Genomic DNA, 25,950 nt, shown 5'->3' on the forward strand with positions numbered 1-25,950 from the left:
TCTCTCTGGTTGATGCCAGCATCGAATGGCGGGACGGCTTGGGAAAAATTCTCGGCCAAAGGTGACGGGCTCATCGCTTTCCTGGAGAAGGAGCGGCTTCCGATCATCGGTGTTTTCGTCTACGTCATACTGCTGGCTTTAGGCCGGGACATGGCCGAGTACTACCTGTTGGACGCCGAGTTCGTCAACACCGTGCATCCCTGGATCTTCAGCATCGCCCACCACGTCTCCTTCTATGTGGTGGTGTTCCTGGGGCTGGTGCTGTTGCTTACGGCCTTCTCGGGAAGGGGTTTCCGTCGCTCCCTTAACCTCATCACCAACATCTATTGGCTAATTCTCATCCCCCCGTTCCTGGACCATTTCGTGTTCGGACTGAACGAGAGCTATGCCTATTTTTCCTGGACCGAATACCTTAATGCGTTCTTCCAGTTCCGAGGGCGGACCTTTCATCCAGGGCAGGGATTGGAGGTGGCCGCGTTCCTGTTCGCGCTGTTCGCCTACGTGATCTGGACCCAAAGGAACAGCCTCTTCTTCATCAAGGAGAGAGCGGTAACGCTACTGCGCGTTTTCTTCCTGGTCCTTTTCACCATCATCTCGATGTTCATAGTCGCCACCCCTGGAGCTTACCTCCCGGTCGGCAACATCGACGGCATGCCGGCCTTCCCCTACTTTGACCAGACGAAGTACTTCCAGTTCCATCTGTTCCTGGTGATGTATTACGTCGTCGCAGGCCTGCTCCTGGTGACGGTGATCGCATATATGGCCATGAAGGGCTCCTTCCGCCGCCAGATCGCCAGCATGCGGCCGTTCCAGACCCTGTTCTTCGGCATGATCGTGGCCGGAGGGATGGTGGTCGGATGGAGGACGGTCGATCCGGAACTGGTGATGTCGATAACCCAGACCCCTTACTGGGTGAACATCACTTACGTTATCCTATCGATAGCGTCTGCCCTCCCGGCCTGGCAGGTCAGCACCATCTGGAACGATATCGCCGATAGCGGGTTCGACGATCCGACTAAGACCTGGAGAACGATCGCGTCCGGGACCGTGGACCGGGGCACTATGTTCCAAGGGTCCATCGTCATGATGCTGGTGGCTCTGATGGTGGCGCTCCTTCTCTCCTTCACGGAGTTCCTGTTGTTGGCCCTGATCTTCGTCCTTTCCTATCTGTATTCGTTCAAGCCGGTGCGTTTCAAGGAGCAGGTGATGAGCCCGGCGCTGATCGGCATCGGGGCATCGTTGGCGTTCCTCTACGGCTACCTGACGCCATACACCGTGGTCGTGACCCAATACCAGTATGACACGCCGGTGATCTTCTTGACGGGGGCGGTGGGGGTCGCCCCGCTGAGCCTGACGTCCTTCATGATCGCCGCCGTCATATTCCTCGGACTGGTCATCGGGTCGATGGTGACCGACGTTTCCGGCTACGAAGAAGACAAAAAGGCCAACGTGAGGACCGTATACACCAAGCTAGGTTTGGGAAAGGGGGCATTGCTGGTCTCGGCCCTGATATTGGTCGCTTCCTTCACTCCCTTGGTGCTTTTCTCCAGACCGACGGATCTTGTCCTGTTCCCTGTGATGGGCGTGGTTGCCGCGGGATGCTTCTACAGGTACCGGAGCTCACGGCTGGTCATGGGCGTGGCGCTGATCGGCTTCATTTATGCGACCCTCAGGTATCTGGGCATGATCTAGGATCAGAGCGAGGAGAAGAAAAGTCTCGGGAAGGACGGTATCGTCTCCGCCAGCAATCTCCGCCAATCGTCCGCCCCGACCGCTATCCCCTCGGAAGCGCGGACGATGCCCTCATAGCCGATCACGTTTCCGAAGAACTTGTCAGTGTCTACCACGCCGATGAGCCAGTGCAGGACCGGGGCGATGATCTCGGCGGCCCTCATGTCCCTTACGATGTTGTCTTTGCAGAGCCGGTCATATCTTGCCAACGGATCTTTCACTGAACCGGACAGCAGGCCTTTGAGAGCCTCGGTGGCATAACCGGCGCTCTGGAAGGCGTAGGACATGCCCTCTCCGCTGATCGCGCTCGTGAGACCTCCGGAGTCTCCCACCAACAGCGTTCGTCTGGTGTGCAGCACTTTACGCGCCCGAAGTGGGATCGGGTGGGCCGCGTAACCGCTGATGTCCGGCAGGACCCCCGTTCTCCGTTCCAGGTCAGTGGAAACCGTGACCATCGCCTTCCCCATCGCCTCGGCGGAATAGCCCGAACCCACAACCCCGATGTTGCATCCGGTGCGCAGCGGGAACATCCATCCCATGAGAGGGAAGCCTGGACCCCAGCGTATATGCTTCGTCGGAGAGTCGATGAGGAAAAGCTCAATCATATCGCCACGATCGATGTCCTCGTTGCACTCCACCGCCATGCCAATGGAGGAGAACTTCCCTGGATAAGGACCGTACAACCGGCTGGCGTTAACGCTGGTCGCCCCTTCGGCGATGATCAGGGCTTTTGCCCGGAGATCGCTGGCACCGACCTGGCAGTCGACGCCGCCTTCATCCTCTCGTACATTCTCCAGCTTGTGGCCCTGCAACACCTCACAACCGGCATTCTCCGCTTTCGCGACCAGGAACGCGTCGAACTTGGACCGGCGGACCATCGAGATGACGACCTTGCCGCTGTCGAGGGTGTGCATGTGCCCATCATGGACCACCTTGACCCCGGTGACCTTTCGTTCGAGTACGTCCTCTGGCACCGGGAAATCCAGCATGCCGAGGGCGCGCTGCATCACGCCGCCGGCACAGCATTTGCCGCGCGGAAGCTGCTCTCTCTCGATCAGACCGACCTTGTACCCGCTCTTGGCGAGCAGGTACGAGGCGTAGGAGCCGGAAGGTCCTGCCCCGGACACGAGCACATCGTACACGACATTACCCGGTCCGGGACAGTCTTACTCCTTCCTCTTTCTTTCGGCCCGTTCGATTACCGCCTCGGCCACGACGATGCCGAAGACCCCGAAGAGGGGCCATAGGAACGTCAGGTCGACATAGCCGGTCTTGATGTTGATCACCGAGCCCGACGTGTCCAGCACATTCACCGGCTGCTCGCTGAACTGCCATCCCCCGGAGGACTGCTGGCTCGTGTATATCCAAAGGGTCGATGTGCTTCCGGCGGTGTAGGTGTAACCCGGGCTGAAACCGATGGCCATGGCGATATCCATGAAACCGTCTCCGTTGAAGTCGCCTAGCTCGACCGCCTTGACGTCATACGCGTTCGTCCCGATCGCGGCGGACGCTGCCACCACTGGGATGTTGATTGGAACTCCCAGCTGGGTACCGGAATTGATGCTGGGGATGACGAACAGGGCGTGGTTGGCATCCCCATTCCCTATCATGGTGGTGCCTACCACAATGTCCAGATAACCGTCCGGCTTTGTATTACTATAGGACGGACCCACGTCCGCCACCGCCAAAGAGGTGATGTAGTTCGGGCTGCTTATGCCGGGTATCGACTTCTGCCATTTAGTGGAATCGAAGTCCCAGGAGACAGCCGGCGAGTAGTGCGTAATGTTCAACTTATTCACGCAAAGCGTATCATTGACTATGTCCGTCGCCTGCCTGTTCGTGTCCTCGATCCTGATATAGTACTTCGAGTTCACTGTGTGCAGGAGCATCCCTGAGTAGTTCTTCTGGGTCGTGCTCGAGATGGTGAACAGGTGGAACCAGGTCTCATTGTCTGGTGAGTAGGACACATTGAACGAGTCCCCGGCAGTTTTGACCTTGGCGTTGATCGTCAGGTTGTGCCAGATCTCATTCGGTAGGTTTGGTATCTGCCAGTCCCACTGTACCTGTCGGGACACCGCAAACTTCACCTCTAGATATATGTAGTCGAAACGCACCGCGCCCGAACCCGTGGTTTCGTCGTTGTAATATCGGAAGCAAATGTTCTGCAGCTTCGCCCAGGTGTTTATGCTGTCGGCCCCTTGACCGTTAAACAGATCATATGTCAAATTGACTGAGAGTTGGGTGTTAGTGGGTTTGATATTGGTGTTCATCCATGTGCTTCCGCCGTCCTTTGACCATTGCAGATAGCTATTGCCATCGTAATCGGCCAACACCCAGTACTTGGTTCTCATCATGACCTGAGTGACCTGCATCCCACTGTACGACGAATCCGCACTGGCCATGGCGACGCTGAGCGTCTGATGTCTGTCCACATTGTAGGTTTGTCCGTCATCGCGCTGCAGATTCGACACTGTCTGATTTATGGTCGTATCCCCTGCTGCTTTCGTTATTGGCCTATCGAACAGGACAGAAGAGTTCTGGAAGACCTCTGTTAGGTTCTCCCATTTGTTGTCTATCGCAGTCAGATCGGCCTTGCTTCCAGTGACCTTGGCCGTAATCCCGGTCCCGCCATATTCAAGGACCGGGAAATTTTGTGTTTTGGTCGGTTCGGCCCTCTTCGTGATGATCACATAGACGGTGTTGACCGATGCCGCGGCCGCGCTGGTCCTCACGATATCAGGATAACCGTTGCCGTCCACATCAGCCACCCTAAGCCTAACGGCTCTGCCAGCCAATTCCCACGGCCCCGCGGTTCCCGGAACGGTCGGTACACTTGTCGATGGCATGAGCGATGCCGTGGTGTTGAACGCGGCATTGAACGGATCGGACGTCGACTGCACATCGCTCCACTGACTGAGCCATATCTTGGTGACACCGGTCTCATAGACCGCCACTATATCGTCGCATCCGTCCTGGTTGAAGTCCCCTGTGGCAATGTCGATGGCCGCTGGGTTGTTGTTGCCGTTAGCGTCCAGGAGAGTTGCTCCCTGTTTGAAGGCCGGGAAGTAATCCCTTGATCCGTACAGTGGGGTCATCTTCCAATCCATGGCCCCACCGTTGTTCCACAGAACGTACAGACCGCGGTTGAAGAACATAGGGGTGTTCAGCGCTGGGTTTGATTTCGCTGCATCCTCAGTGGTCGCGGTGGAGTGAACGACCACATGGATAAGGCTGACAACGATGTCGGTATGACCGTTTCCGAAATTGCCTGCTGCCATTGCTCCAATGATGTCATAGGACGAATAATAATCGTTGTCGAACTCGGGTGTGTGACCCCAAGACGTCGTGGCCGCATAGACGGTAACGTCAGCGTTGCCCAGCCCTTTACTGCTGCCACCATCCTTCCAGAGGCCGGGGGTTCCGTCGAGGGATTTCATTAGACGGTAGGGATTTGACCATGATAGGCCATCAACTGACTGGCTGCGATACCAGGCGACACCGACGCTCGGGTCCTGGAATCCGACTGCCAGGTCCTGGCGGCTGTCTCCGTCCAGATCCGATTGTACCAGCCCTATTGGTCCATTATATGTCTTGGTCGGAAGGGCAATGTCTATCTTTTGCCATTGCCCGGTCACCTCGCCGTTCTTGAACCATGCGAGCTGGCTATTTTGCCAGGAGGCTCCGGATGAGCTCCAGGTGAAAGCGCCGGAACCGATGCCCGCTATGATGTCCGTCATCGTCCGGGGAGCGGTGATGTTGAACTGGACGGTCAATGAGTGATACGTTTCACCGGTTGTCGAGTTGGCCCCAGCATCCTGGAACGTGTCTATCGTAAGGGTGTACGAGTTCCTCCTCGGCAGCCACCATCCGGCGTTCGCGTCGATGGGCTTGAAGTAGAAGGTGTAACGAGCCGACGGATCGTTGGATGATGTCTTCCCATCGGCTATCCAGGTTGCCCCGTTGGTTGAATCTGTCTTGAAGACCGAGCTGACCGGGGCGGTATAGATCGGAACCTTGATGCCGGCCGGATTGGCCGCCGGCATTGTCGGGGTCTTTCTTACAACATAACGGCCAGAATAGTCGCTCACCGTCAGGTCGTTCATGAAGACGCCGGTCATCTGGCCGTCGACATCGAGAGTGGTCAGCTTGACATATATGGTATCGGTAAGTGAGAAGTTGGCAGAAGGCACCAGAACCCCTCCGCTCAAAATATAAGTGGCAACCTTTGGGTATTGAGCGTTGTTGATGATTATCTGGTCCCAGATGTTGACGACCGTCCCTATGTTGTCCTTCAGCTTGATCTGTATGGGATAAGTGTAGCCAATGTTGGGGGCGTTGAACGTGTAGTTATAACGGTAGAAGTCTCCGTAGATACCACCGTATTGGAACGCCGCGGTCGAGCTCGGCGGGGTCATGATGTTGCCGGTCAGCGGCATATAGACCAGCAGGTTATTGTCAATGGCCAGGTTCCTAAGTGTATCGCTATACACTTCGACCAGTATCTGTTCGCTGGAGTTGAAGTTCCTGGTTATGTTGCTGTCGGAGGCGCGGCGGATGTAGTAGAATGTGGTCCCTGCCTCTCCCATCGTCTCTCCGGCCTGACCGCCGCTAGCATCCGGAGGATATGTTCCGTTTGTCAGGTAACTGGAATAGTTGGTGTATGGGCCATTGTAGCCGCTACCGCCGCCAGAGGTGGTCTTGGACACAACGATAACGAACTGAGCGGTGGCGTTCTTGCCTAACGAGTCATACGCATTGAAGAATATCGTCTTGCCATTCCATCCACTGTAGGAAGCCAAGTATGTGCTTGTGCTGGTATAGATCCCGTCGTGGTTAGTGTCGGTCAAGGTGATGTTGTTCGATAGACCGATACCGGAAGCATCGACCCAAACCCCAGCCAGGTTATTCTCCAGGTCGGTTATGGTGGCATACAAATATACCGGATCCTTATCATAGACCGGTGACGGGGTGAAACCCCGGGCACCAATGATGGGCGGCGTGTTCTGGTCGGTCTTGTTGCCTGCCAATACCGCTTCCCATACGATATTGTTGGTGGTCTTGTCCACGATCATCAGACGAACGGTCATGCCGGAGGAGTAGGGGGTGGTGTCATAGGACCAGACCTCGCCTATCTTCCAGTCGTTGCCTATGCTGGGGTTGCTGGATGAGATGTTGAGAACAGTGGGAATGTCGTTCTTGAAGAGGTATATGTTAGTGGAATCCTGGGTCAGCGTCTGACCGCCCTTGTGGGTTATGTTCATATATAGATGGCTGCTGGAGGTACCGACCTGAGCACTGAAGTCGCTGAGCGTCTGGTCCTGTGGCGCAGGCATGTTCGTCACGAAGAATAGGACACCGGTGAACAGTGAGACGGTTATGGCCAGTATGAGCAGGTTGCCTATGATCTCAGAGACACCGTGGCGGCTTTTCCTGAGATTCTTGCTGTTCCGATGATAATTGCTCTTTTTGTTGGTCATAATTGCTGCCTTCCACTGTCGAGTGCCTGCGCTCGGGGCAAATTTGATTATTTCGTTTGTCTCTATTTAACCATTGGTGGCTGATAATCAATTTTGAACAGATGATGGCTGGACAGAAATTATTCAATCGTATCATCATTGATAATTTGTACGGCCAGAACCCCCACCAACAGGCAAGTTACCTTGAGTGAGCTCGCTCGCCTTCAAGCGACGTTCGCATATATTTCAAGGGTTTTGACAACGGCGAAATCCAGATCGAATTCAAATGGGGGTTCCATTGATCATTCAATTTACCATGATCCAGAACTGAAATCGACATCAAAGAAGGATCGAAAGAGGTTTTTCCCAATAGGTAAGACATTTCTTCAATAGGTCTGGAACTTCCTAGCATCCAGATCGTTAATTCCTCCAGACCCGATTATCTGATTATCAACGACGTAATACTGCCATCCCTGCGTCTTGAGACCCTGATAATTCGCATAATAGCAGATCGCGCTCGAGGTGGCCAAGAGTATGTCAGTCCTACCATTTCCATCCACGTCCGCCGCAATCATCTTCACTATGGATTGACCGGTCAGAAGGGCGAATTTTGCATCATATGTTCCAGGTGTGGTCTTGTTCTGGTTTATTAGATACACGCCAGTAGCCGTTGAGACAGCGATATCCAGATATTTTCCTTTGTAAGGATTGAAGAAATTTCCAGCCCCAATATCCAACGCATTGGAGATTCCGGTGGAATATGGAGAGGATGGGTGATCAAAGATGGAGGAACCAGCGCAGTTCATGAATGCTACCAATGTCCCAGAACCTCCGATGGCAACTATGTCGTTGGCCCCGTCCCCATTCATATCGGCAACTGTCAATGCGGCAATGCTTGTTCCCACCGATGTCACTGTCGCCCCTACCGTGGTCACAGTCATCTGACCGATCTTCAAATAGGATTCTCCAGGCGTAGCTGTTTTGATCCAGGGCGCTGAAGCCTTGATCTTTATTATTCCAGTCGAAGTTACCCCGGTAATTATTCCAGAATATTGAGTGAACGAAGACCCTACTCCAACATAGAGATGAGTGGAGAAGGATTTGAAGGTCAACCCATTATCGATCGAATAGTTGAACTCGATCTTATCACCATCATTGCTGGCAGATCTAAGGGCAAACGCTGAGAATGCATAGGTGGATCCAGAACTTGGTACCTTTACCGTCCAATTGTGATCCATTATATCCCCGGTAACCCAGGTAACGTTCAAAGACCAGTACCTGAAGTCCACGCTGGTGGATAGAGGGTTGGAATTCTCATAGGTGATATTAAGGGTCTTCAATGAACTGGCCAATGGGAATTTGCTCGTCAGATCATAGCTCGCCCGAACCCAGCCGCCTTCGGTATTCTGGATGTTGATCATGTTGGATGACGTCTCAATTTTGCCCGTTTCGTTACTCCAGGTTATGTAATCGGTTCCATCATTATTCCCGTTCGTCTTGTACATTACCTCGAAGGTTACCTGGCTGGTCGGAAGATCATTTATCAATCCAGTGCCGTCCCAATTGACGATCGATGCGTTGCTGCCTCCGGCCACAGTGTATGGATTTGATGCGGAATTCGCATATTGCAGTTGCGAGATGTCGTCTGGACAGTTATCCAGCACGCCTTTCGGTGCTGCGGGTACTGAGATCTGATGCCTCATTGTCAACTGTTCCTGAACCTCTTCATAGATCCAGGGTACCTGTATCGCGCTGGTTGTGTCCAGATAACTACCAGTAATGATATCGTTTGTAGAATCCTCCCCGATGGCAAAATCCTGAGTTGTCGTGGTTGAAGAAGATAACTTGATCGGGTTCCAAAGGGTACCGATTCCGTTCTGGTTCTTGAAGACGGTTATGGTCCCGTCGGTCCTTCCGACCACGATGTCCATTGAACGATTTATATCGACGCCGGACGATCCAGGAGGCACCATGTTGGCCACCTGGATGGAACTAACCGGTGAACCTGAACCCACTACAGTATATTTGGACCAGATTCCGTCGTTCTTATACAGAGTCACCGCACCGCTTGCATAGCCTACCACGATGTCCAGTGTCTTTCCCAGACCTGTATTTCCAAGCTGCACGTCAGACGCTGTTCCGGAAATCGATGATATCCAGTACTTGTCGAACCCTCCGCTGCTCCGCTGGATGAACAGATACAGATTCGTGCCACCGTCGTCCTCCACGGCCACAAAATCTGTTTTTCCATCCCCGTTGATATCCCCGGCACGAATGATCGAGATCACCGGATTGTATGATTTCTTGTCGGTTGTGGTCTCCAGCATAAGCGGAGGGTACCAGCTGTTGTCATTTTTGTAGTAGAGGAGCGAAGCTTGACTCTGGAATCGAGCGCCCCCTTGAGGTTCACCACCTGCAACGATGTCCAATTTGGTGGTCGGAGAAGTGACATTGATCACATTTGATAGGACGTAGGTCTCTGTCCCGGCTTGGAACATGTCATATTTTAGAATATAGGCGTTAAATCCAGGTAGCCATGGGGTCAATCCGGTGACGTTATACAGATTGATCTCGAAACGATATTTGTTCACTGCGCTCTGCCAGACGTTGCTCACTGAACCGGTCCAATGGGTCACGTGCTGAGAATAATATGTCGTCGGTGGATAGGGCGAGTCGCTCGGTGGGGTGTTGCTCAATTGGGAATCCCAGAAGAAATCACGTATCTCGACCAGGCCAGACCCGGGGACCCAGGCCCCTCCGATCTTCGTCGTTATCTCAACATAGACCACATCACTATCTGTGTTGTATGTTGTAAAGCTAGTCGTTTTCTTCGTAAAACTTGAATCCGAATATGTCGTGAAGGTCGGCAATTGAGTAACTGATGCCCCGGCTGTCTTGATCAGGATCATCTGATTCATCATGAACGCATTGTTGGGATTCCAATTATCCTTCACCTTCACATCAAGAAGGTAATATGCGGTCAATGAAGGAAGTAGGGATGTATTAATCGAACAATTATATATATAATATCCAGATAGAACATCTAATGGCTGGAATGAATTTATCGGGGATGAGACACCTGATTGTACTTGTTTTGTCGTGTCATTCATCACGAGGATCGAATTCATATTCTGGACATTGACCACGAACTTGCTTGCGATGACGACCACGGCCGTCTGCCCTTTGTCAAATGTGAGGGTCGGTGTTGCACTGTATTTGTGTAGGTTCCAGTCACTCCATTCGAAGATTTGGAAGCCTTGTAGCCCACTGTAATCTAGATTTCCTGGCGGGGAACCGGATCCCGAACCGCCGTTATTGTCAATGTTGTTACCACTTTGATTTTGCATTACTGAAAGAGTAAATTGGACGGAGGAAGTTGCCCCCGCCCGATTCGTTGCATTGAAGAACACCGTCTGACCGTTCCAATCGCGGTACGATGCCTTGTAAGTCAGGTTGGAAGTAAAGATGCCATCATTGTTTGAATCCCAGAGGACGACATGATTGTTGGTGACTCCCGGAAGGAAAGCGGCATTCATATAAACGCTAGCAATGTTTGCCAAGCCATTGACATCGACAACCGTTGCGTAGAACTTGACCAGATCCCCATCATATGCTGGCATAGGATTGATACCGCGACTACCGATTATCGGAGGAAAGTTGTTATTGGCATTACCAGCCAACGTTGCTTGCCATACTATGTTATTCGTGGTCTTGTCCACAACCATTATTCTTACCGAATCGCTATTTTTATCGAAGTTGCTAAGGATATGCGACCAAACTCCACCGATATTCCAGACATTCCCAAGTTTGGGATCGCTTGAGATATAGAGCAGCTGCAGGTCATTGTTTTTGAACAAATAGATGTTGGTTGAATCGTTACTGAGCGATTGCCCTCCTTTGTGTGTTATATTCATATATAAATTGGAACCGGATATGCCGGTCTGGGCACTAAAATCGCTTAGCGTTTGATCCTGTGGCGATGGCATGTTGGTCACGAAGAACAGGACGCCGGAAAACAGTGAGACGGTTATGGCGAGGATGAGCAGATTACCAATGATCTCCGAAACCCCGGTCCTGCATTTGCGCAATCTCTTGCCAGACCCAAAATAGTTGCTCTTTTTGTTCGTCATGATCGTCGCCTTCCCTCTGGCATCTATGCAGGAGACAATCCGACTCATCCAAATGGTCACTATTTATTTATTTGGAGTTGATAATCAAGACTCGAATAGACACGGCCAGATCATATAATTGATATATATTAATATAAAATATTATGATTCATGGTAAATATGATATCAGAACTCTATGCCCGCCCGGGCGATCACGCCCTTGTCGTAAGGGTGCTTCTCCGCCACCATCCTGGTCACCAGGTCCGCCTCATCTATGACCTCGGGAGGTGCGTTCCTGCCGGTCATGATCACTTCCACATCCCTATGGCGTTTCCTAAGCACCGACAAGACCTCTTCTGGTTTGACCAGGTTGAAAAAGAGCGCGACGTTTATCTCGTCCAGTATTATCACGTCATACTCGCCAGATACCAGCACGCTTTCGGCAAAGGCGAGCGCTCGGTGCGCCAGCTGGATGTCCTCCGGATGGACGCTGCTCCTGGTGATCAGCCGGTCGGAACCGAATTGGTAGAGGTCGATCTCCATCCTGCGCAGGGCCAGTATCTCGCCGTAATCCTCCCCTTTCTTCATGAACTGGATCATGCAGACCTTGAGGCCCCTGCCCCAGGCCCGGAGCGCCAGACCGAGGGCTGCTGTCGTCTTGCCTTTACCGTCCCCGGTGTACACCTGCAATAGCCCAAGCTGGTCCTCTTCCATGCTAATCCAGTCAGGATTGCCTCTCGGGATACTTCTTTGTTGCGGGAAAGCCCTGATTAACCAAGAGCACTATCCCAGTCACATGTTGGAGATCGAGATCAAGACCCGTTCCGAGGACAATCGCAAGGTCGAGGGGATGCTCCTGGAAAGGGGAGCGACACTTCTGGGCGATCACGAACAGGTCGATGAGTACTTCAACCATCCATGCCGGGATTTTGCAGAGACCGATGAGGCGCTGAGACTGCGAAAGGACTCCACTGGCAAGATCACGTACAAAGGGCCAAAGATCGACCGGTTCACCAAGACCCGCGAAGAGATCGAAATGGAGATCGACGACCTGGATAAGATGTCCGCGATCCTGGTCCGTTTGGGTTTCCGATCGGTTGCAAGGGTGAAAAAGAAACGCAGGGAGTACTTACTTGACGGGGTAACGGTCAGCCTCGATTCGGTCGAGGGGTTGGGAGATTTCGTCGAGCTCGAGGTGCAGGGAGAGGACGCGGTCAAGGGAAGGCACATGGTGGAAACGCTGCGCGACGAGCTAGGACTGGAGGGAAGCGAGCGACGGTCCTACCTTGAAATGCTGATGATCCAGAACTGAAGAATGATCATACTGGGGTATGCACCCCAGAAAAAATGACCAGCTCACATCGATCTGATCTTCTCGATGACGAAATCCTTTATCTGGGGATCGTCCGGGATCGTGATGGACTTCTTGAACTTCTCCGTTCCGTCGGGGAGGAAGAAGCCCCTCGAAAGAGAGATGAACTCGTTCTCACCCTCCTTGGTGATGGCCTTTTTCCGGGCAACTTCGATGAAGTTGTTTCTACCAAATGGGATCTTTTCAGCGCTTATCGTTTCAAACTTCACGTCTTTCTCGGTCGAACCCTCATCCATTTAAGCTGCCTCCGTTAGGGACCGTTCGACATAGATTTGGTTGGCTCTTAAATCTTTCCCTTACTATCCAGTATTGAAAAAAGCTACGTTTTGACGATTTTAATCTGATCATCCATAGAAAATAACTTACCTTCGATCACCGGTATCGGGGGATTTACACCGAAGGATAGAAATAGCGTACGAGGAATCAAGACGAACAATGGACCCCGAGGTCTCCTCCAGTTCTGGAGAAACGGGCCCTTCGTGTCCCCATTGCGGCAGGAAGGTGCCTTCCGATGCCGTCTTCTGCCCGTTCTGTGGCAAAGGCATGTCGATGCCGGCATCGCCGCAGTACCCTAACAATCCCTATTATCCGTATGGCTACCAGTACGGCTATCCCAACTATCCGCCATATCAGCCTTCGAACGATGGAGAGACCCTGAAGAAAGTGGTCAGAGGGGTGACCAGCATTGTCATCTTCATGCTGCTACTGCTCGTCTCCTTCAACGTGATCGTCCTTTTATGGGGGATCGGACAGGTGCTCCCGAACGTGAATGGACACGGCACTTATCTGTTCATCATCACTCCCTGGCTGGTCAATATCCTAAAGGTAAGCGATGTGGGCCTCTCCATCTATTTCCTCTTCTTGGTCGGCGCCATCGTGGCCTCGTTCATCTGGATGCTCAAGAAGAGCTTGCACAAGTTCGCCCATGAGCTCACTTTCCAGATCCACGATGAGGGCCACAGTCCGCTGTACATGATCTCAACGCTGTTCTTCGCGGTGATAGCGTTCAACATAGTCTTCTATCTGCTCATCGGCCTGTCAGGGACTTCGCCGAGTGTTCCTAGCCAGGGAGCCGACCTTTGGCAGATCCTATTCTCCTATGCTCAGGCATCGGTCTGGGAAGAACTGATCACGCGCGTCCTGCTGCTGGGTGTGCCCCTCTTCCTCGTTGCGGTCGCCTTGAACAAGGTCAAGGACCCCAAGCACTACATCCTGGGAGGGGGGTTCCAGTTCGGGAAGGCGGAACTGGTGCTTCTGCTCTTCTCATCGGCGATGTTCGGGTTCGCACACAGCTTCAACTGGGACCTGTTCAAGGTCATCCCGGCGTTCCTGGCCGGAATGGCCATGGGTTATCTGTTCCTGAAATTCGGCCTCTATGCAGCCATCATGTTCCATTTCTTCACCGATTATCTCTCGATATCTCTTTCGATCTGGCCGAACAACACCGGACTGGCATTGGGGCTGGGACTGCTATTACTGGTGTTCATCGCGGTCGGCGCGGTCTATTTCGTTCATTACTCCTTCAAGGCCGTCGAGCTGTTCACCGGTATGAAGCTGACCAGGCAAAGACCGGCCCCGGTGGCGCAGCCCTACTATCCGCCCCAGCCATACTATAATCCGTACACCCAGGGCTATTATCCCTATCAGTACCCGCCTCCCGCTTACCCGCAGTACCCGCCATCCCAACCCTACCAGCCGCCGTCACCCCCTCCGTCCGAGCCGAAGGGCCCGGAACAGGGCTTTGGGTTCGTATGCCCCCATTGCGGTGGGACGGAAGCCCGCTATGTGGATGGACGGTTCGAATGCCTCAAGTGCGGCCGCCAGATCTAGCGCCCAGCAACTTGCTCAGGCGCATTGCCGAAAGGGGAGCCCCTTCGATCCTTCTGGCCTCTATGACATACCTGCCACGGTAGCTGCCCATAAGAGCCAGGACGCGTTCGAAATCGATCCTCCCCTCGCCGATGGTCAGGTGCTGGTCGGAAGTACCATCGTTGTCATGGATGTGGACGTTTGCGAACCTGGGAACATGCCTGAGGAACTCATCGATGTTGCAGGCGGTATGGGCGTGGCCTATGTCGAAGCACACGCCTATCGATGTGCCCTCCAGCACCGAAAGCAATTCGGTCGGTTCCGTGCAGGTCGATATCGGCATTCTGGGCATATTCTCCAGTGCGGCGACCACGCCATGTTCGGCGGCCGCCTTGTCGATCTCGTGGATCGACCTTACGGTCTCTCTCATGACCGCGGCACGATCGAGCTGTCCCAGAGGAGTGATGAACCCGGGATGGAAGGTGATCAGGTCGATGTTCATCTTCCGGCAGGATCCTATTGCCATCAGAACCTCTTTCAGCGACGCATCCCTCATTGATGGGTTGAGCGATCCGATGTTGATGTCGCTCAGCGGCGCGTGTACAGAATACTCCAGGTCATAGGATCCAGAGACCTCGATGAACCTCTTCTCGATGTTCTCGAGCCGGTGCATCCCCTCCGCGACGATCTCCCAGGCCTGGAACTCCTTTGCCACCGCCTCGATCGCCTGATCGAAGGGTATGAGGGAGAACGCTGGTGACGAAAGGGATATCATCAGACCTCAACCCCGTCAACGGTCCTTGGCGCCACCTCATCGATCAGCCGCTCGATGTCCTCGGATTCGATGGTTACCTCCATGTTCCCCAGGGCGGCCTTGCCCTCGGACAATGACACGCGTTTCACGAACGCCGCCTGTTTGTTCAGAGAAAGGTTCGTGAAGCTGGCGGAGGCCCCGGAGAGAAGACTTTTCCTGACGGAATCCAGGATCTTCTGGTTCCGGATCAGGGTCTTGAACCGTTCCAATGTGGCGGTCTTGGCGGTGACCTCGTCCTGTCCGACGATGATTTCGCTTTCCGGAAAGATGTTCAGAATTGCCGTCCTGACCTTCTCCGGGTCCTCGGTGGGCCTCAAAGGCGTCCTGATGGTAACTAGGGGCATGACCGGAACATCGAAATGAAAGTATTAAAGGCAGGCCTCACATGACATTTGCCGTGAACCGGGAGTACGTTGTCGATGAGCTGGCCAAGGAGGGATATCTGCTTGATGCTGATGCGGAGGAGTTCATCCTGGCCAAGAACGACCCGCTTGATTTTGCCCGGGATGCCATTTCACGATTGATGACCCGGCCCCTGGTGGTCACGATGCGGGACCTTCGGACCGTCTGCCAGGTGGATTCGATCGACGCGCTGACGCAGGTCAAGGCACACCTGGAGGACATCGGGCCGAGGGAGTACTGCGACGGTGACGTGATCGTGCTCAAGGACATCACCGGCGCTTCCCATTGCGTCGGCAGCATCGATGGTTTCTCACACTACTTCATGGACCGGTTCAATTCCGTCCGGGGAATGCTGCAGAAACGCCGGGATATGAGCGGTTCCACCACCATCAGCCGGGTCTCCGACCCCAATCGCATGATGGTAGAGAAGGAGATCAAGGTCATCGGGATCGTCAATGAGGTGAAGGAGACAAAGACCGGCGACCACATCATCGAGTTCGTGGATGAGACGGGACGCATCACCGTGATGCTCGGTAAGGACGCAAAAGGTGGCAACGACTCCATCCTGAACGATGAGATCGTCGGGATCATCGGTAAACCGGCCCGCAGGGTTGGCGGATCATACGAAAAGGGAGGGTCCGGGGTCAAGATGACGGCCACCGAAATCGTCCGCCCGGACGTTCCCATCAGCAGCGGCATGCCGCGGTCCGATTCGTCTTCCATAATCGGGTTCATGTCCGATATCCATGTGGGGAGCAAGACGTTCCTCGGCACTGAGTGGGGAAGGATGATGGACTGGCTCAAGACCGAAGCGGTCGATCTTGGCATGAACTATCTTCTGATCCCGGGGGATGTCGTTGACGGTATCGGCATCTATCCCGATCAGGAGAAGGAACTGGACGTGGACGACATATTCGGTCAGTACCACGTTCTGGCCGAGTATCTGAAGGATATCCCTGATTCGATCAAGGTCATCGTACAGCCTGGAAACCATGACGCGGTCAGGCCGGCCGAACCGCAGCCAGCTTTCGAGGGCGAGTTCGCCAAGATGTTCGATTCCAACGCGATCCTGATCGGCAACCCGTGCTATCTCAAGATAGAGGGAAGGACCATCCTGTCGTATCACGGCAAGAGTTTCGATGACCTCATGTCCTCGGTGAAGGGGCTGAACTATTCCAAGCCGATCGAGGCGATGAAGGAGATGCTGAAACGGAGGCACATGGCGCCGATCTACGGCGGAAAGACACCGCTGGCACCGGAACCCAGGGACATGCTGGTCATCGACACCGTTCCGGACATCTTCGTCACCGGCCACGTTCATGGCGCCGGACTATCACATTATAAAGGCGTCCGTCTGATCAACGCTTCCACCTGGCAGTCGCAGACCTCGTTCCAGAAGATGCACAATTTCAACCCCGACCCGGCAAAGCTCTACCTGGTGCACCTGGGCACCGGCGAGACTGACATGCAGAGCTTTATGTTCTAAGAATAGGTGAAATGGTTTTTCTCATCCTAGTTGAGACCGCCATTCACGATCTCGTACAGGATGAAGATGCAGCCCAATAGCAACATCCCGTAGGAAACGTATTGGGCCAGGCGGAAAAGATGCTCCCGGCCTTCCGGGGTCGTCATCGAGAAGTAACTCTCGATCCGCTGGAACATTATTTCGCTACCTGCGCCTTCTGCTTGATGCGCTTGAGCCTGAAGATGTTCTCCCTTTCCATTTCCTCGAGCCTCATCTTGATGAAGGCCTCGGCTTCCTGGTATTCGGGGATCACCTTGAACTCGAGCGCGTTCACACGGCGCTTGGTCTTCTCGATCTCGTCGAGCAGCTTCTTCATCGTTGTTTCGATCTCTGCCGCTTCGATGAGGGTCTCGACCAAGTTCTCGAACGCCTTGGCCGCTTCGTCGATGTAGACCGAGGTTCCGATCACACCGTAACCACGCTTGTCCATCGGGGTACGGATGCTGTTGGCCTCGATCTCCGGGACGACCAGCCCCATGACGTTCTTGCTGCGCAGCGTAATCTCCGGGTGAAGCTTCAGGGCGAAAGCGGAGGACTGGACCGCGATGGCGCCATCGACCGCCTTGGCTATGGCGATCTTCTCCATCGCTGTATGGTAGTCTTTGTCGATCTTCTCCCGGATCTGCTTTGCCTGCTCCAAGATCTTGAAGAACTCCAAGATCAGGCCGTCCCGCTTCATCTTCAGGATCTTGTGGCCGGTCTTGGAGAACTTGATCTTCTTCTTGATCTCGAGGAGTTCTGACCGGGTGGGCTTCACTTCACGCGCTGGCATTTTTCATCAGCTCTGTTTGTGGGCCGGGTGGTACTTGTCGATGTACTTCTTGTCGATCCTGGTCAGCTGCCTCTCGTCGAGGTGCGCCAGCAGTTCCCAGCTAAGGTTCAGCGTGGTCTCGATGTCCCTGTCCTCGTCCCTGCCCTGACGCACGAAGCGCTTCTCGAACAGGTCTGCGAACTCCAGGAACTTCTTGTCACGCTCGGAGAGTGCATCCTTGCCGACGATGGCCACGAGACCTCTCAGGTCCTTGCCCTCCGCATATGCGGCGTAGCACTGGTCGGACACTGCCTTGTGGTCCTCACGGGTCTTGCCCTTTCCGATACCCTCGTTCATCAGCCTCGACAGGGAGGTCGAGACATCGACCGGGGGATAGATACCGGCACGGACCAGTTCCCTCTTCGCCACGATCTGGCCTTCCGTGATGTATCCGGTAAGGTCCGGGATCGGGTGGGTGATATCCTCACCGGGCATGGACAGGATCGGGATCTGGGTGATGGAACCCTTCTTTCCCTTAATACGTCCAGCACGTTCGTAGAGAGTCGCAAGGTCGGTGTACATGTACCCTGGGTATCCGCGACGGCCGGGCACCTCTTCTCTGGCAGCGCCGATCTGTCTCAGCGCCTCGCAGTAGTTGGTGATGTCGGTCATGATGACCAGCACATGGTATCCCAGCTCGTAGGCGAGGTACTCTGCGGTGGTTAGAGCCAATCTCGGCGTGATGATACGCTCGATGGCCGGGTCGTCGGCGAGGTTCATGAAGACGACGGCCTTTTTCAGCGCGCCGGTCCTTTCGAAGTCCTTCATGAAGTAGTTCGCTTCTTCGTTGGTGATACCCATGGCGGCGAAGACCACTGCAAACTCTTCGTTAGAGCCCAGCACCTTTGCCTGCCTGGCGATCTGCAGCGCGATCTCATTGTGCGGCAATCCGGACGCAGAGAAGATCGGGAGCTTCTGGCCCCTGACCAGGGTGTTCATACCATCGATGGTCGAGATACCGGTCTGAATGAACTCGGACGGGGAGTCACGGGCCCACGGGTTGATGGCCGCCCCGTTGATGTCCAAGCGCTTCTCCGGCACGATGGCCGGGCCACCGTCCAGGGGTTCTCCGGAACCGGACAGGATCCTGCCCAGCATGTCCCGGGAAACGGGCATCTTCATGGTCTCTCCGGTGAACTTGGCACCGCAGTTCTTGTCGATACCGGATGTTCCTTCGAAAACCTGGATGACGACGTAGTCCTTGGAGGTGTCCAGCACCTGTCCCTTCTTCTCAGTTCCATCCGCCATCGTGACGACGGCGATCTCGTTGAATCCGATCGGCTCGGTCTTCTGGACGAACACCAGCGGACCGGCGATCTGCGAAACCGTGTGATACTCTTTGGATGCCATTTACTTCGCCCCCAGTGCTTCGAAATCCTTGTCCATTCCGGCCATGATTGCTTCGAGATCCTGGTCCACCGTCGGCTCCAGCTTTGCCCTCTGGAGTCTGGACCTGATGGGCATGTTCGAGATGGTCTCGACGGATATCTCGTTCTCGACCGCCTTCTCGGCGCGGTCCGAGAACATCTTGATGGTCTTGAGGTAAGCGTACTGCCGTTTCAGCGGGGAGTAGGTGTCCACCGGGTGGTAGGCGTTCTGCTGCAGGAAGACCTCGCGGATCGTCCTTGCCACTTCGAGAACGAGTTTCTGTTCCTCGGGAAGCGCGTCGGAACCGACCAATTGCACGATCTCCTGGAGCTCTGCTTCTTTCTGCAGGAGCTCGGTGGCCCAGTTCCTTAGCTCGGGGAAGTCCTCGGCCACGTTCGACTTGTACCATCCGTCCAGCTGACCAGCGTACAATGAGTACGAAGTCAGCCAGTTGATGGCCGGGAAATGCCTCCTCTCACGGAGCTTGGAGTCCAACGCCCAGAAGACACGGACGATACGCAGTGTGTTCTGAGTGACCGGCTCGTTCAGATCTCCGCCTGGCGGAGAGACCGCACCGACGACAGAGATCGACCCGGTTTCGCCCGCGACGGTGGTGATACGTCCGGCACGCTCGTAGAACTCGGACAGCCTGGCGGACAGGTAAGCGGGATATCCTTCCTCGCCTGGCATCTCTTCCAGCCTGGAGGAGATTTCTCTCATTGCCTCTGCCCATCTGGAGGTCGAGTCTGCCATCAGCGAGACGTTGTAGCCCATGTCCCTGTAGTATTCAGCGATGGTCATTCCCGTGTAGACCGAGGCCTCACGGGCCGCGACCGGCATGTTGGAGGTGTTGGCGATAAGGACCGTCCTGCCCATCAACGGCTTTCCGGTCTTAGGGTCGTCCAGGAACGGGAAGGTCGTAAGCACTTCGGTCATCTCGTTGCCGCGCTCACCGCAGCCTATGTAGACCACGATCTCCGCGTCGGACCACTTGGCCAGTTGTTGCTGGGTGACGGTCTTTCCGGTACCGAATGCACCGGGGATGGCGCCAGTACCGCCCTTGGTGAGCGGGAACAGCGTGTCCATGATCCTCTGCCCGGTGACGAGCGGGGTGTCCGGGGCGGTCTTGACGCTGAACGGCCTTCCGACACGGACCGGCCATTTCTGCAACATCGTGACCTTCTTGCCGCCGATGAGGGCAACTGGGTCGTCAACGGTGAATTCCCCTCCTCTGATCTCCTCAACAACGCCGGAGATTCCTGGCGGGACCATGACCTTGTGGATGATGGACCTTTCCGGGACAGTGCCGATTATCTGTCCGGATACGACCTTGTCGCCCTTCTTGACGATGGGCGTGAAGGGCCACTTAACGTTGTGGTCCAATCCTGGTGCTGAGACACCCCTCTGGATGAAGTCGCCCATCTTTTCCATTAGGACCGGTAACGGCCTCTGGATACCATCATAGACGCTTCCCAGCAATCCCGGGCCCAGCTCTGCGACGAGGGGCTGTCCGGTATCGATGACCTTCTCTCCCGGTGCTATGCCGGCGGTATCCTCGTATACCTGGATGATGGTCTTGTCACCAACGATCTTGATGACCTCGCCCATCAGGCCTTCCTTGCCGACCTGCATAACGTCATACATCCTCGGGGTGATGCCGGTTGCCGTCACGACAGGTCCCGCAACTCTATAGATTTCGCCTTCCTTTGCCATAATAACCCCTCATTACTTGTACAGATCCACGCCAATTGCTCTCTTGACCTTCTCTCTAAGGTCGCCTTCTTTCGCGCCCACCATTACGACGACCGGGGCGATGGATTCCGTCGCCTTCTTCCGGCCGATAGGGCTCAACAGTTCAGTATCAACAGAATCGATGGCCAGCACGCCGATCGTAGAATCCGCTATGAGCTCCATGAGCTTCTGCTCGTAGTTCTCCGGCTTGACCGTGTAGACGCGCTTGACGCCCCCCAGTCTGAAGCCGAGTACGAATTCGTTACTGCCCAGAACGGCTATGTCCATTATACCACCAGTAGTTCTTTGATATGGTCGACATCAAGCTTGCTCTCCTTTCCACGAGCGATGATCCTGATGTTGTCGACCTCGATCTTCTTCCTGATCATGTAATCGATAATCGGGAGAACGGAGAGCGGATACATGTGAGAGAACTTCTGCGATTGTGCCGCCAGGTACCTTTGCAGCGCCAGGGCGACGAACGTAAGAGAATTCCTCTCCTTTGCCTTCTCCAAAGCCTCCTTGATCTCTTCGTAGAAGGACAGCTTGGTCAACTCTCCTATTGTGGCCTCGAGCGATTCCATACCGGCCAGACGGTTGAGCTCCTTCAATGGCAGTTCCTGACCGCCCTCGATGAAATAGCCTCCCATCTTGTCGATCTCGATGCCCTCACGTTTCAATTTGAGAAGGGTCATGAGATTGGCCACATCTATCTCCTTCCTGAGGAAGGTCATCAACAGCTTCTCCGGCACCGTTTTGCATTCGATGCATCCGATAAGCCTCCCATAGAACTGCTTATCCAGATAGTCCTCTATGGGCGCCAGCGTCCCGGTCGCATCGTATTGGGCCTTGATCTCTTCGGGAATTGAAAGATCACTCTTCTTCTTGATCTCGTCCAGAACATCGTTTACGGTGGACAGGGAGATCAGGTAGTTCAGGGTGTCCTCGCTCATCCTTCCGGCGGCAACGATGTCCTCTTGGATCTCCTCGACGGTGGCTCCATAGAACTTGCCCCTCAGGATGGTCTTGATGTTGTACATATCCCAGCGCGCCAAGTACTTCTCGACCATGACGCTGAGTTCCCCGGTACAGAATCTAAGGATCTGCGTGTTCATCCGAGCCAGGTTCCTGCTGGTGCCAAGTTCGATCAGGTTAACTCCTTCATAGCGGGACGCAAGCTCCGTCATCTCTTCCTTGTATTGCGTCTCTCCCAGGAATCTCCCGATCTCGCTCAGGTCCATCATCAAGAGCTTGGGGTAGGTTTCCTTGTCGAGGAGGAATTTCTTCTTTGCCTTGACCCGTGCGCAGGCATACGCATAGTTGCCCTTTCTACCCCTCATTCCGAACATTCATTCACCCAAACAGAACGTTGGATACGTTCTTCAGTTCCTTTTCCCAGACCGCTGCGAGCATGGTGTTAAATCTGTAGTCCAGGCGTATCGTTCCGTCCTGGCTTTCCAGAACTAGCCCAGTGCTCATGTCCGTTTCCGTAACCGATGCGATGTCGCTGTCCTTCTGCACAAGCCGGGACTCGCCCTTGGGGCAAATCACCTTCGGCCTGGAGATGTTCTTCTTGGCGTTGATCAGGATCTTCTGGTAGACCCGAACCTTTTCCGCCTCGGGCATCGACTCCAGATCTTTCAGCGTCTCCTGGAACGACCGGTCAAGGATCTCCTTCTTGGCGTTGAGTACGATCCTCTTGGCCTCGAGCTCGGCGCTGGAAATCTCCTGTTGCCTCAAGCGCTTCAGGGCGACTTCCAGTTCCTTCTCCTGGGCCTTCTTCTTGTTCGCGATCGTCTCATCAGCTTGCTGAAGGATGGTTGCCCTCTCTTTCTCAGCGGTCGCTATTCGCGCCGCTGATTCCTTGTTGGCGGTCTCCAGTATGTTTCCGACTACCTTGTCCAATGCCATGAATCGGCCCCTTGATTTTTATTATATTGCGGTCGCACTGCCTATTTATACCATTTTTATCCAGAGCAGGATAGCCATGACCAGACCGAAGATAACGATCGTCTCCGGGATAACGGTCAGAACCAGGCCCTTACCGAATAGCTTCTCATCCTCGGCCATGGCGCCGACTGCTGCGGATCCGATCGGACCCTCAGCGATACCGGATCCGATTCCGGCCATACCGACTGCCACTCCAGCTCCAATTGCTATCAAACCAGCTTCTATTGCCATTTCATTCACCTCTCGCTTGTACGCTTTCTCACTATTCTCAGCGGGTTGAACTTGACACCGCCGCCTTCGTAGAATTTTTGGAAGAGCTCAACATAGTGAAGCCTGATGCCGTGCATTCCGGCGGACAGGATCCCTAGGATGAACACCGTCAGATGTCCTACTATCAATATCACTATGGCCACGATGATCATCACTATGGACAGATCAACCGGCCAGGCTCCCGCTCCAGCCCTTGCTACGGGGTCGAAGCCCAGGATGGTCTCGAAGGCGATCGTGTTGAACGCCAGCGCCAGTCCCGCCTTCGACATGCCAATCGCGGCAAGCCTAGCATAGGATATCATGTTGCTCATTAGGCCCGGGAGTTCCAGGATTGCGGTCGCACCTTCGGCTTTGAGCACCATCAAGACACCGGGCACCAGGGTGACCACCCCGAGCGCGAGGAATACCATCGAAATGGTGTCACTGAGCAACCAGGTGGCGATCAACAGGTCGATGATCCACATCAGCAGGAACGTTCCGCCGGTCAGGATCAGGATCCAGCTGCCCTTCTCCATGATGGCGTGCTTCCTTCCGTGTCTCAAGTACTTGTTGTAGAATCCCAGCCCGAATCCCAGATACAGGTGGATAATGCCTATCCATACTGTAAGGAACAGCAGGATCTTCACATCGGTCAGCTTGCTGTATATTCCGACCGGGATGAATCCGAACAGCGTGTGCGGAAGATTGACTCCCAGCAAACTGGACCAGGTCATTTCGTCCGGGATCGGATAGAAATGCAGTCCGAACGCTTCGCCGAACAGGAAGAACCCGAACAGCGTTGCCCAGATACCTCCGAAGAACAGCATGGTCGCGATGGTGCGCCATTCTTTGCTCGTGCATTTCGCCAGTCCTAGGGCGCCGAGGATGAGGAACGGTATTCCGTATCCCATGTCGCCGACCATCAGACCGAAGAAGATCGGGAATGTGATCGCCAGGATCGTGCTTGGGTCGATCTCGTTGTATCGAGGGACCGATATGAGTTCGGTCAGGAACTCGAACTTACTGACGGTCTTGCCGTTGCGCTGCAATGTCGGTACTTTCTCAACCGGCTCCTTGTGCGGCATTCCCGGCGTGTGGGCCGGTTCATGCTGTTCGGCTCTCGGCGCCTCGCCGATTACCTCCATCAGGACGGCGTCCCCCATTTTGGAAGCGAGTTCTTTCTCGATGCCGCTGACGTCTGCGGAAGGAACCCACGCATCCATTGCGAAAGCGTGAGCGGTTGTGCCTAGGCGGATCGGCGTCTCGGCCTTCTCCACCTCTATGCTAAGATGCTCATCCGAGGCCAGTATGAAGGATTGGTGCTTCTCGCGGAGGGCGTCGATCTTCTTCGTTGCCTCCTCGAGGGTCTTCTTCTCCACCTCGTATTCCTCGTCCAGCCTCTTGATCTCCTCCGCGGGTTCTCCTTTCCCGGTCGGGGCGGGCATGTCCGTGTATCCGTTCTGGATAAGGACCTTCTGCGCCTCTGCGGCCTCCGACTTTGGAACGAAGACTGCCACGAACTTACCGTCATTGGATTTGTAGACCTCGAACTGTTTGACCGCCTGCGTCAAAGCCGCGGCCGGGTCCATCTTGACGTAGCCAGTGAAGACCGTCAAGCTTTCGTAACCTGTATACAGCTCCAGCGGCAGCGGGACGGTCATGAACGGTTCGAGCTGCTTCTTTTTCTGCTCGATCTCGTGCATCCGGGCCTGGGAGTTGCTCTTGGTCTCGACGACGCCGACGATCTCAGCCTCGAGCCCGTTAATGGTCTCATCCACCTCAGAGTTGATCTTCCCTATCGGGATGACCTCGATCTCCATTCCCTTGACCTCCTTAATGTCAAGGTCCCTTTCCATGGAACGGAGCTTCAACAGTTTCTGTGAGGCGTCCGATGCTATCGGCAATGGCGAACCCAAGCTGAAACCGGGCTCCTCCGCTGAGAAATCCACTAGGTGAACGGTCTCCAAACCATACAGAATGTCGATGGTCTGTGATAGGGATTCCTTGGACCCTACGACCAGGATCCTAGTCATTTTCTCTGGCAGTATCATCTAAAATCCTCTCAGATGTTCGCTTCGAAGGCCTGCTTCAGTTGCGCTTTGGCCTTTGGAATGTTATGCTCTGCTTTTCCCTTGACGCCAGAGGCCTCTTCTCGCCCCTTGCGGAGGATCTCGTCCCTTTGAGACGAAACCTTTGCCTTTTCGGCAGCATAGGCAGATTCGAACTCAGCCCTTTGCTTCTCCTCAGCATCTTGGATCTTTCTGACGGCGTCCTTTCTGGCAGCGGCCACTATTGTCCTCTGCTTCTCGTCCGCCTCAATCATTATCTGTGACGCTTTTGCTTCTGCGTCTTTTATCTGAAGAAGTGTGTCAGCCCTAGTCACAGGACTCGCCCCCGGAGGTTCAGGGTGGGAATATTTTTACTATATTTAAAGGATTTGCTAAGGTCTAACACGGCCTGCGCAAGATGGGTTTTCTCACTACTTTTCTCATAATTCTCCAAGGGAATCAAGAATGTCCTTCCAGCATATCCGCTCTTTTGATGCGTTAAGGCATATTCCAAGGACCCGCCTCGTTTAATCGAGCAATTATATATAATAAGTAATATCAACCTTTTAACTCGA

General features: G+C 54.3%; 21 protein-coding genes. 4 read left to right on the top strand and 17 right to left on the bottom strand.

The annotated features are described in order from the left end of the window. The first annotated feature begins 12 nt into the window (after positions 1-12). Positions 13-1,692: a UbiA family prenyltransferase gene (locus VGK23_11240; GenBank protein HEY3421114.1), complete on the top strand. Its 1,680-nt coding sequence runs from the start codon at positions 13-15 to the stop codon at positions 1,690-1,692. Between the two features lie 2 nt (positions 1,693-1,694). Here the strand turns inward: VGK23_11240 and VGK23_11245 are convergent, their stop codons facing one another. From VGK23_11245 to VGK23_11260, 4 genes are all read right to left on the bottom strand, one after another. Then, positions 1,695-2,873, bottom strand: a complete 1,179-nt coding sequence (locus VGK23_11245) for an NAD(P)/FAD-dependent oxidoreductase (protein ID HEY3421115.1) — start codon at positions 2,871-2,873, stop codon at positions 1,695-1,697. Positions 2,874-2,897: 24 nt separating this feature from the next. Further along, the gene (locus VGK23_11250) at positions 2,898-7,208 is read right to left on the bottom strand and encodes a type IV pilin N-terminal domain-containing protein (GenBank protein HEY3421116.1); all 4,311 of its coding nucleotides are present in this window, start codon (positions 7,206-7,208) and stop codon (positions 2,898-2,900) included. A gap of 365 nt (positions 7,209-7,573) precedes the next feature. Continuing rightward, positions 7,574-9,976 (bottom strand): VCBS repeat-containing protein, encoded by a 2,403-nt coding sequence (locus VGK23_11255; GenBank protein HEY3421117.1) that lies wholly within the window; start codon positions 9,974-9,976, stop codon positions 7,574-7,576. Positions 9,977-11,482: 1,506 nt separating this feature from the next. Then, positions 11,483-12,010, bottom strand: a complete 528-nt coding sequence (locus VGK23_11260) for a cob(I)yrinic acid a,c-diamide adenosyltransferase (protein ID HEY3421118.1) — start codon at positions 12,008-12,010, stop codon at positions 11,483-11,485. 82 nt (positions 12,011-12,092) lie between these two features. On the opposite strand from VGK23_11260, the gene cyaB reads away from it, so the two are divergent. Continuing rightward, positions 12,093-12,608 (top strand): class IV adenylate cyclase, encoded by a 516-nt coding sequence (gene cyaB / locus VGK23_11265; GenBank protein HEY3421119.1) that lies wholly within the window; start codon positions 12,093-12,095, stop codon positions 12,606-12,608. A gap of 44 nt (positions 12,609-12,652) precedes the next feature. Here cyaB and VGK23_11270 read toward each other — a convergent pair whose 3' ends face one another. Further along, on the bottom strand, positions 12,653-12,904 hold the full coding sequence (locus VGK23_11270) for a hypothetical protein (GenBank protein ID HEY3421120.1): 252 nt from the start codon (positions 12,902-12,904) through the stop codon (positions 12,653-12,655). Positions 12,905-13,103: 199 nt separating this feature from the next. Here VGK23_11270 and VGK23_11275 point away from each other — a divergent pair, with 199 nt between their 5' ends. Further along, the gene (locus tag VGK23_11275) at positions 13,104-14,498 is read left to right on the top strand and encodes a CPBP family glutamic-type intramembrane protease (GenBank protein HEY3421121.1); all 1,395 of its coding nucleotides are present in this window, start codon (positions 13,104-13,106) and stop codon (positions 14,496-14,498) included. On the opposite strand, the gene VGK23_11280 is transcribed toward VGK23_11275, so the two are convergent. After that, entirely contained in the window at positions 14,476-15,252 is a 777-nt protein-coding gene (locus tag VGK23_11280) for a sugar phosphate isomerase/epimerase family protein (protein HEY3421122.1), read from the bottom strand. The two genes, VGK23_11275 and VGK23_11280, sit on opposite strands and share 23 nt — an antisense overlap. After that, positions 15,252-15,635 carry an RNA-binding domain-containing protein gene (locus tag VGK23_11285; GenBank protein HEY3421123.1) on the bottom strand — a complete coding sequence of 128 codons (384 nt, stop codon included), beginning with the start codon at positions 15,633-15,635 and terminating at the stop codon, positions 15,252-15,254. Before VGK23_11285 ends, VGK23_11280 begins: the two co-directional genes overlap by 1 nt. Before the next feature lie 41 nt (positions 15,636-15,676). Here VGK23_11285 and VGK23_11290 point away from each other — a divergent pair, with 41 nt between their 5' ends. Then, the gene (locus tag VGK23_11290; GenBank protein HEY3421124.1) at positions 15,677-17,179 is read left to right on the top strand and encodes a DNA-directed DNA polymerase II small subunit; all 1,503 of its coding nucleotides are present in this window, start codon (positions 15,677-15,679) and stop codon (positions 17,177-17,179) included. A gap of 26 nt (positions 17,180-17,205) precedes the next feature. Here the strand turns inward: VGK23_11290 and VGK23_11295 are convergent, their stop codons facing one another. From VGK23_11295 to VGK23_11340, 10 genes are read right to left on the bottom strand one after another with little or no spacing between them, the layout of a single operon-like run. Then, a complete protein-coding gene (locus VGK23_11295; protein HEY3421125.1) occupies positions 17,206-17,355 on the bottom strand; it encodes a hypothetical protein in 150 nt (49 codons plus the stop codon). Beyond that, the gene (locus VGK23_11300; protein ID HEY3421126.1) at positions 17,355-17,990 is read right to left on the bottom strand and encodes a V-type ATP synthase subunit D; all 636 of its coding nucleotides are present in this window, start codon (positions 17,988-17,990) and stop codon (positions 17,355-17,357) included. The genes VGK23_11295 and VGK23_11300 overlap by 1 nt, the downstream gene beginning before the upstream one ends. A 6-nt stretch (positions 17,991-17,996) precedes the next feature. Beyond that, the gene (locus tag VGK23_11305) at positions 17,997-19,379 is read right to left on the bottom strand and encodes a V-type ATP synthase subunit B (protein HEY3421127.1); all 1,383 of its coding nucleotides are present in this window, start codon (positions 19,377-19,379) and stop codon (positions 17,997-17,999) included. Then, positions 19,380-21,110, bottom strand: a complete 1,731-nt coding sequence (locus VGK23_11310; protein HEY3421128.1) for a V-type ATP synthase subunit A — start codon at positions 21,108-21,110, stop codon at positions 19,380-19,382. A gap of 12 nt (positions 21,111-21,122) precedes the next feature. Next, positions 21,123-21,416 carry a V-type ATP synthase subunit F gene (locus tag VGK23_11315; protein ID HEY3421129.1) on the bottom strand — a complete coding sequence of 98 codons (294 nt, stop codon included), beginning with the start codon at positions 21,414-21,416 and terminating at the stop codon, positions 21,123-21,125. Further along, positions 21,416-22,477: an ATP synthase A1 subunit C gene (ahaC, locus tag VGK23_11320; GenBank protein HEY3421130.1), complete on the bottom strand. Its 1,062-nt coding sequence runs from the start codon at positions 22,475-22,477 to the stop codon at positions 21,416-21,418. Before ahaC ends, VGK23_11315 begins: the two co-directional genes overlap by 1 nt. A 4-nt stretch (positions 22,478-22,481) precedes the next feature. Next, complete coding sequence (locus VGK23_11325) at positions 22,482-23,033, bottom strand: V-type ATP synthase subunit E family protein (GenBank protein ID HEY3421131.1); 552 nt, start codon at positions 23,031-23,033, stop codon at positions 22,482-22,484. 51 nt (positions 23,034-23,084) lie between these two features. Next, positions 23,085-23,309, bottom strand: coding sequence for an ATPase (locus VGK23_11330; protein ID HEY3421132.1), 225 nt, complete (start codon positions 23,307-23,309; stop codon positions 23,085-23,087). 5 nt (positions 23,310-23,314) lie between these two features. Continuing rightward, entirely contained in the window at positions 23,315-25,378 is a 2,064-nt protein-coding gene (locus VGK23_11335) for a V-type ATP synthase subunit I (protein HEY3421133.1), read from the bottom strand. 11 nt (positions 25,379-25,389) lie between these two features. Continuing rightward, on the bottom strand, positions 25,390-25,710 hold the full coding sequence (locus tag VGK23_11340) for a hypothetical protein (protein HEY3421134.1): 321 nt from the start codon (positions 25,708-25,710) through the stop codon (positions 25,390-25,392). Positions 25,711-25,950: the final 240 nt, after the last annotated feature.

Source organism: Methanomassiliicoccales archaeon, assembly GCA_036504055.1.
Lineage (GTDB): Archaea > Thermoplasmatota > Thermoplasmata > Methanomassiliicoccales > UBA472 > DASXVU01.

What these genes read in the sequence shown, in the direction of transcription:
- VGK23_11280 (HEY3421122.1), bottom strand. Translation starts at nt 15,252, where the DNA reads ATGATATCCCTTTCGTCACCAGCGTTCTCCCTCATACCCTTCGATCAG.
- VGK23_11290 (HEY3421124.1), top strand. Translation starts at nt 15,677, where the DNA reads ATGACATTTGCCGTGAACCGGGAGTACGTTGTCGATGAGCTGGCCAAG.
- VGK23_11330 (HEY3421132.1), bottom strand. Translation starts at nt 23,309, where the DNA reads ATGGCAATAGAAGCTGGTTTGATAGCAATTGGAGCTGGAGTGGCAGTC.
- VGK23_11310 (HEY3421128.1), bottom strand. Translation starts at nt 21,110, where the DNA reads ATGGCAAAGGAAGGCGAAATCTATAGAGTTGCGGGACCTGTCGTGACG.
- VGK23_11270 (HEY3421120.1), bottom strand. Translation starts at nt 12,904, where the DNA reads ATGGATGAGGGTTCGACCGAGAAAGACGTGAAGTTTGAAACGATAAGC.
- ahaC (HEY3421130.1), bottom strand. Translation starts at nt 22,477, where the DNA reads ATGTTCGGAATGAGGGGTAGAAAGGGCAACTATGCGTATGCCTGCGCA.
- VGK23_11335 (HEY3421133.1), bottom strand. Translation starts at nt 25,378, where the DNA reads ATGATACTGCCAGAGAAAATGACTAGGATCCTGGTCGTAGGGTCCAAG.
- VGK23_11250 (HEY3421116.1), bottom strand. Translation starts at nt 7,208, where the DNA reads ATGACCAACAAAAAGAGCAATTATCATCGGAACAGCAAGAATCTCAGG.
- VGK23_11260 (HEY3421118.1), bottom strand. Translation starts at nt 12,010, where the DNA reads ATGGAAGAGGACCAGCTTGGGCTATTGCAGGTGTACACCGGGGACGGT.
- VGK23_11305 (HEY3421127.1), bottom strand. Translation starts at nt 19,379, where the DNA reads ATGGCATCCAAAGAGTATCACACGGTTTCGCAGATCGCCGGTCCGCTG.
- VGK23_11275 (HEY3421121.1), top strand. Translation starts at nt 13,104, where the DNA reads ATGGACCCCGAGGTCTCCTCCAGTTCTGGAGAAACGGGCCCTTCGTGT.
- VGK23_11295 (HEY3421125.1), bottom strand. Translation starts at nt 17,355, where the DNA reads ATGTTCCAGCGGATCGAGAGTTACTTCTCGATGACGACCCCGGAAGGC.
- VGK23_11285 (HEY3421123.1), bottom strand. Translation starts at nt 15,635, where the DNA reads ATGCCCCTAGTTACCATCAGGACGCCTTTGAGGCCCACCGAGGACCCG.
- cyaB (HEY3421119.1), top strand. Translation starts at nt 12,093, where the DNA reads ATGTTGGAGATCGAGATCAAGACCCGTTCCGAGGACAATCGCAAGGTC.
- VGK23_11300 (HEY3421126.1), bottom strand. Translation starts at nt 17,990, where the DNA reads ATGCCAGCGCGTGAAGTGAAGCCCACCCGGTCAGAACTCCTCGAGATC.
- VGK23_11315 (HEY3421129.1), bottom strand. Translation starts at nt 21,416, where the DNA reads ATGGACATAGCCGTTCTGGGCAGTAACGAATTCGTACTCGGCTTCAGA.
- VGK23_11240 (HEY3421114.1), top strand. Translation starts at nt 13, where the DNA reads ATGCCAGCATCGAATGGCGGGACGGCTTGGGAAAAATTCTCGGCCAAA.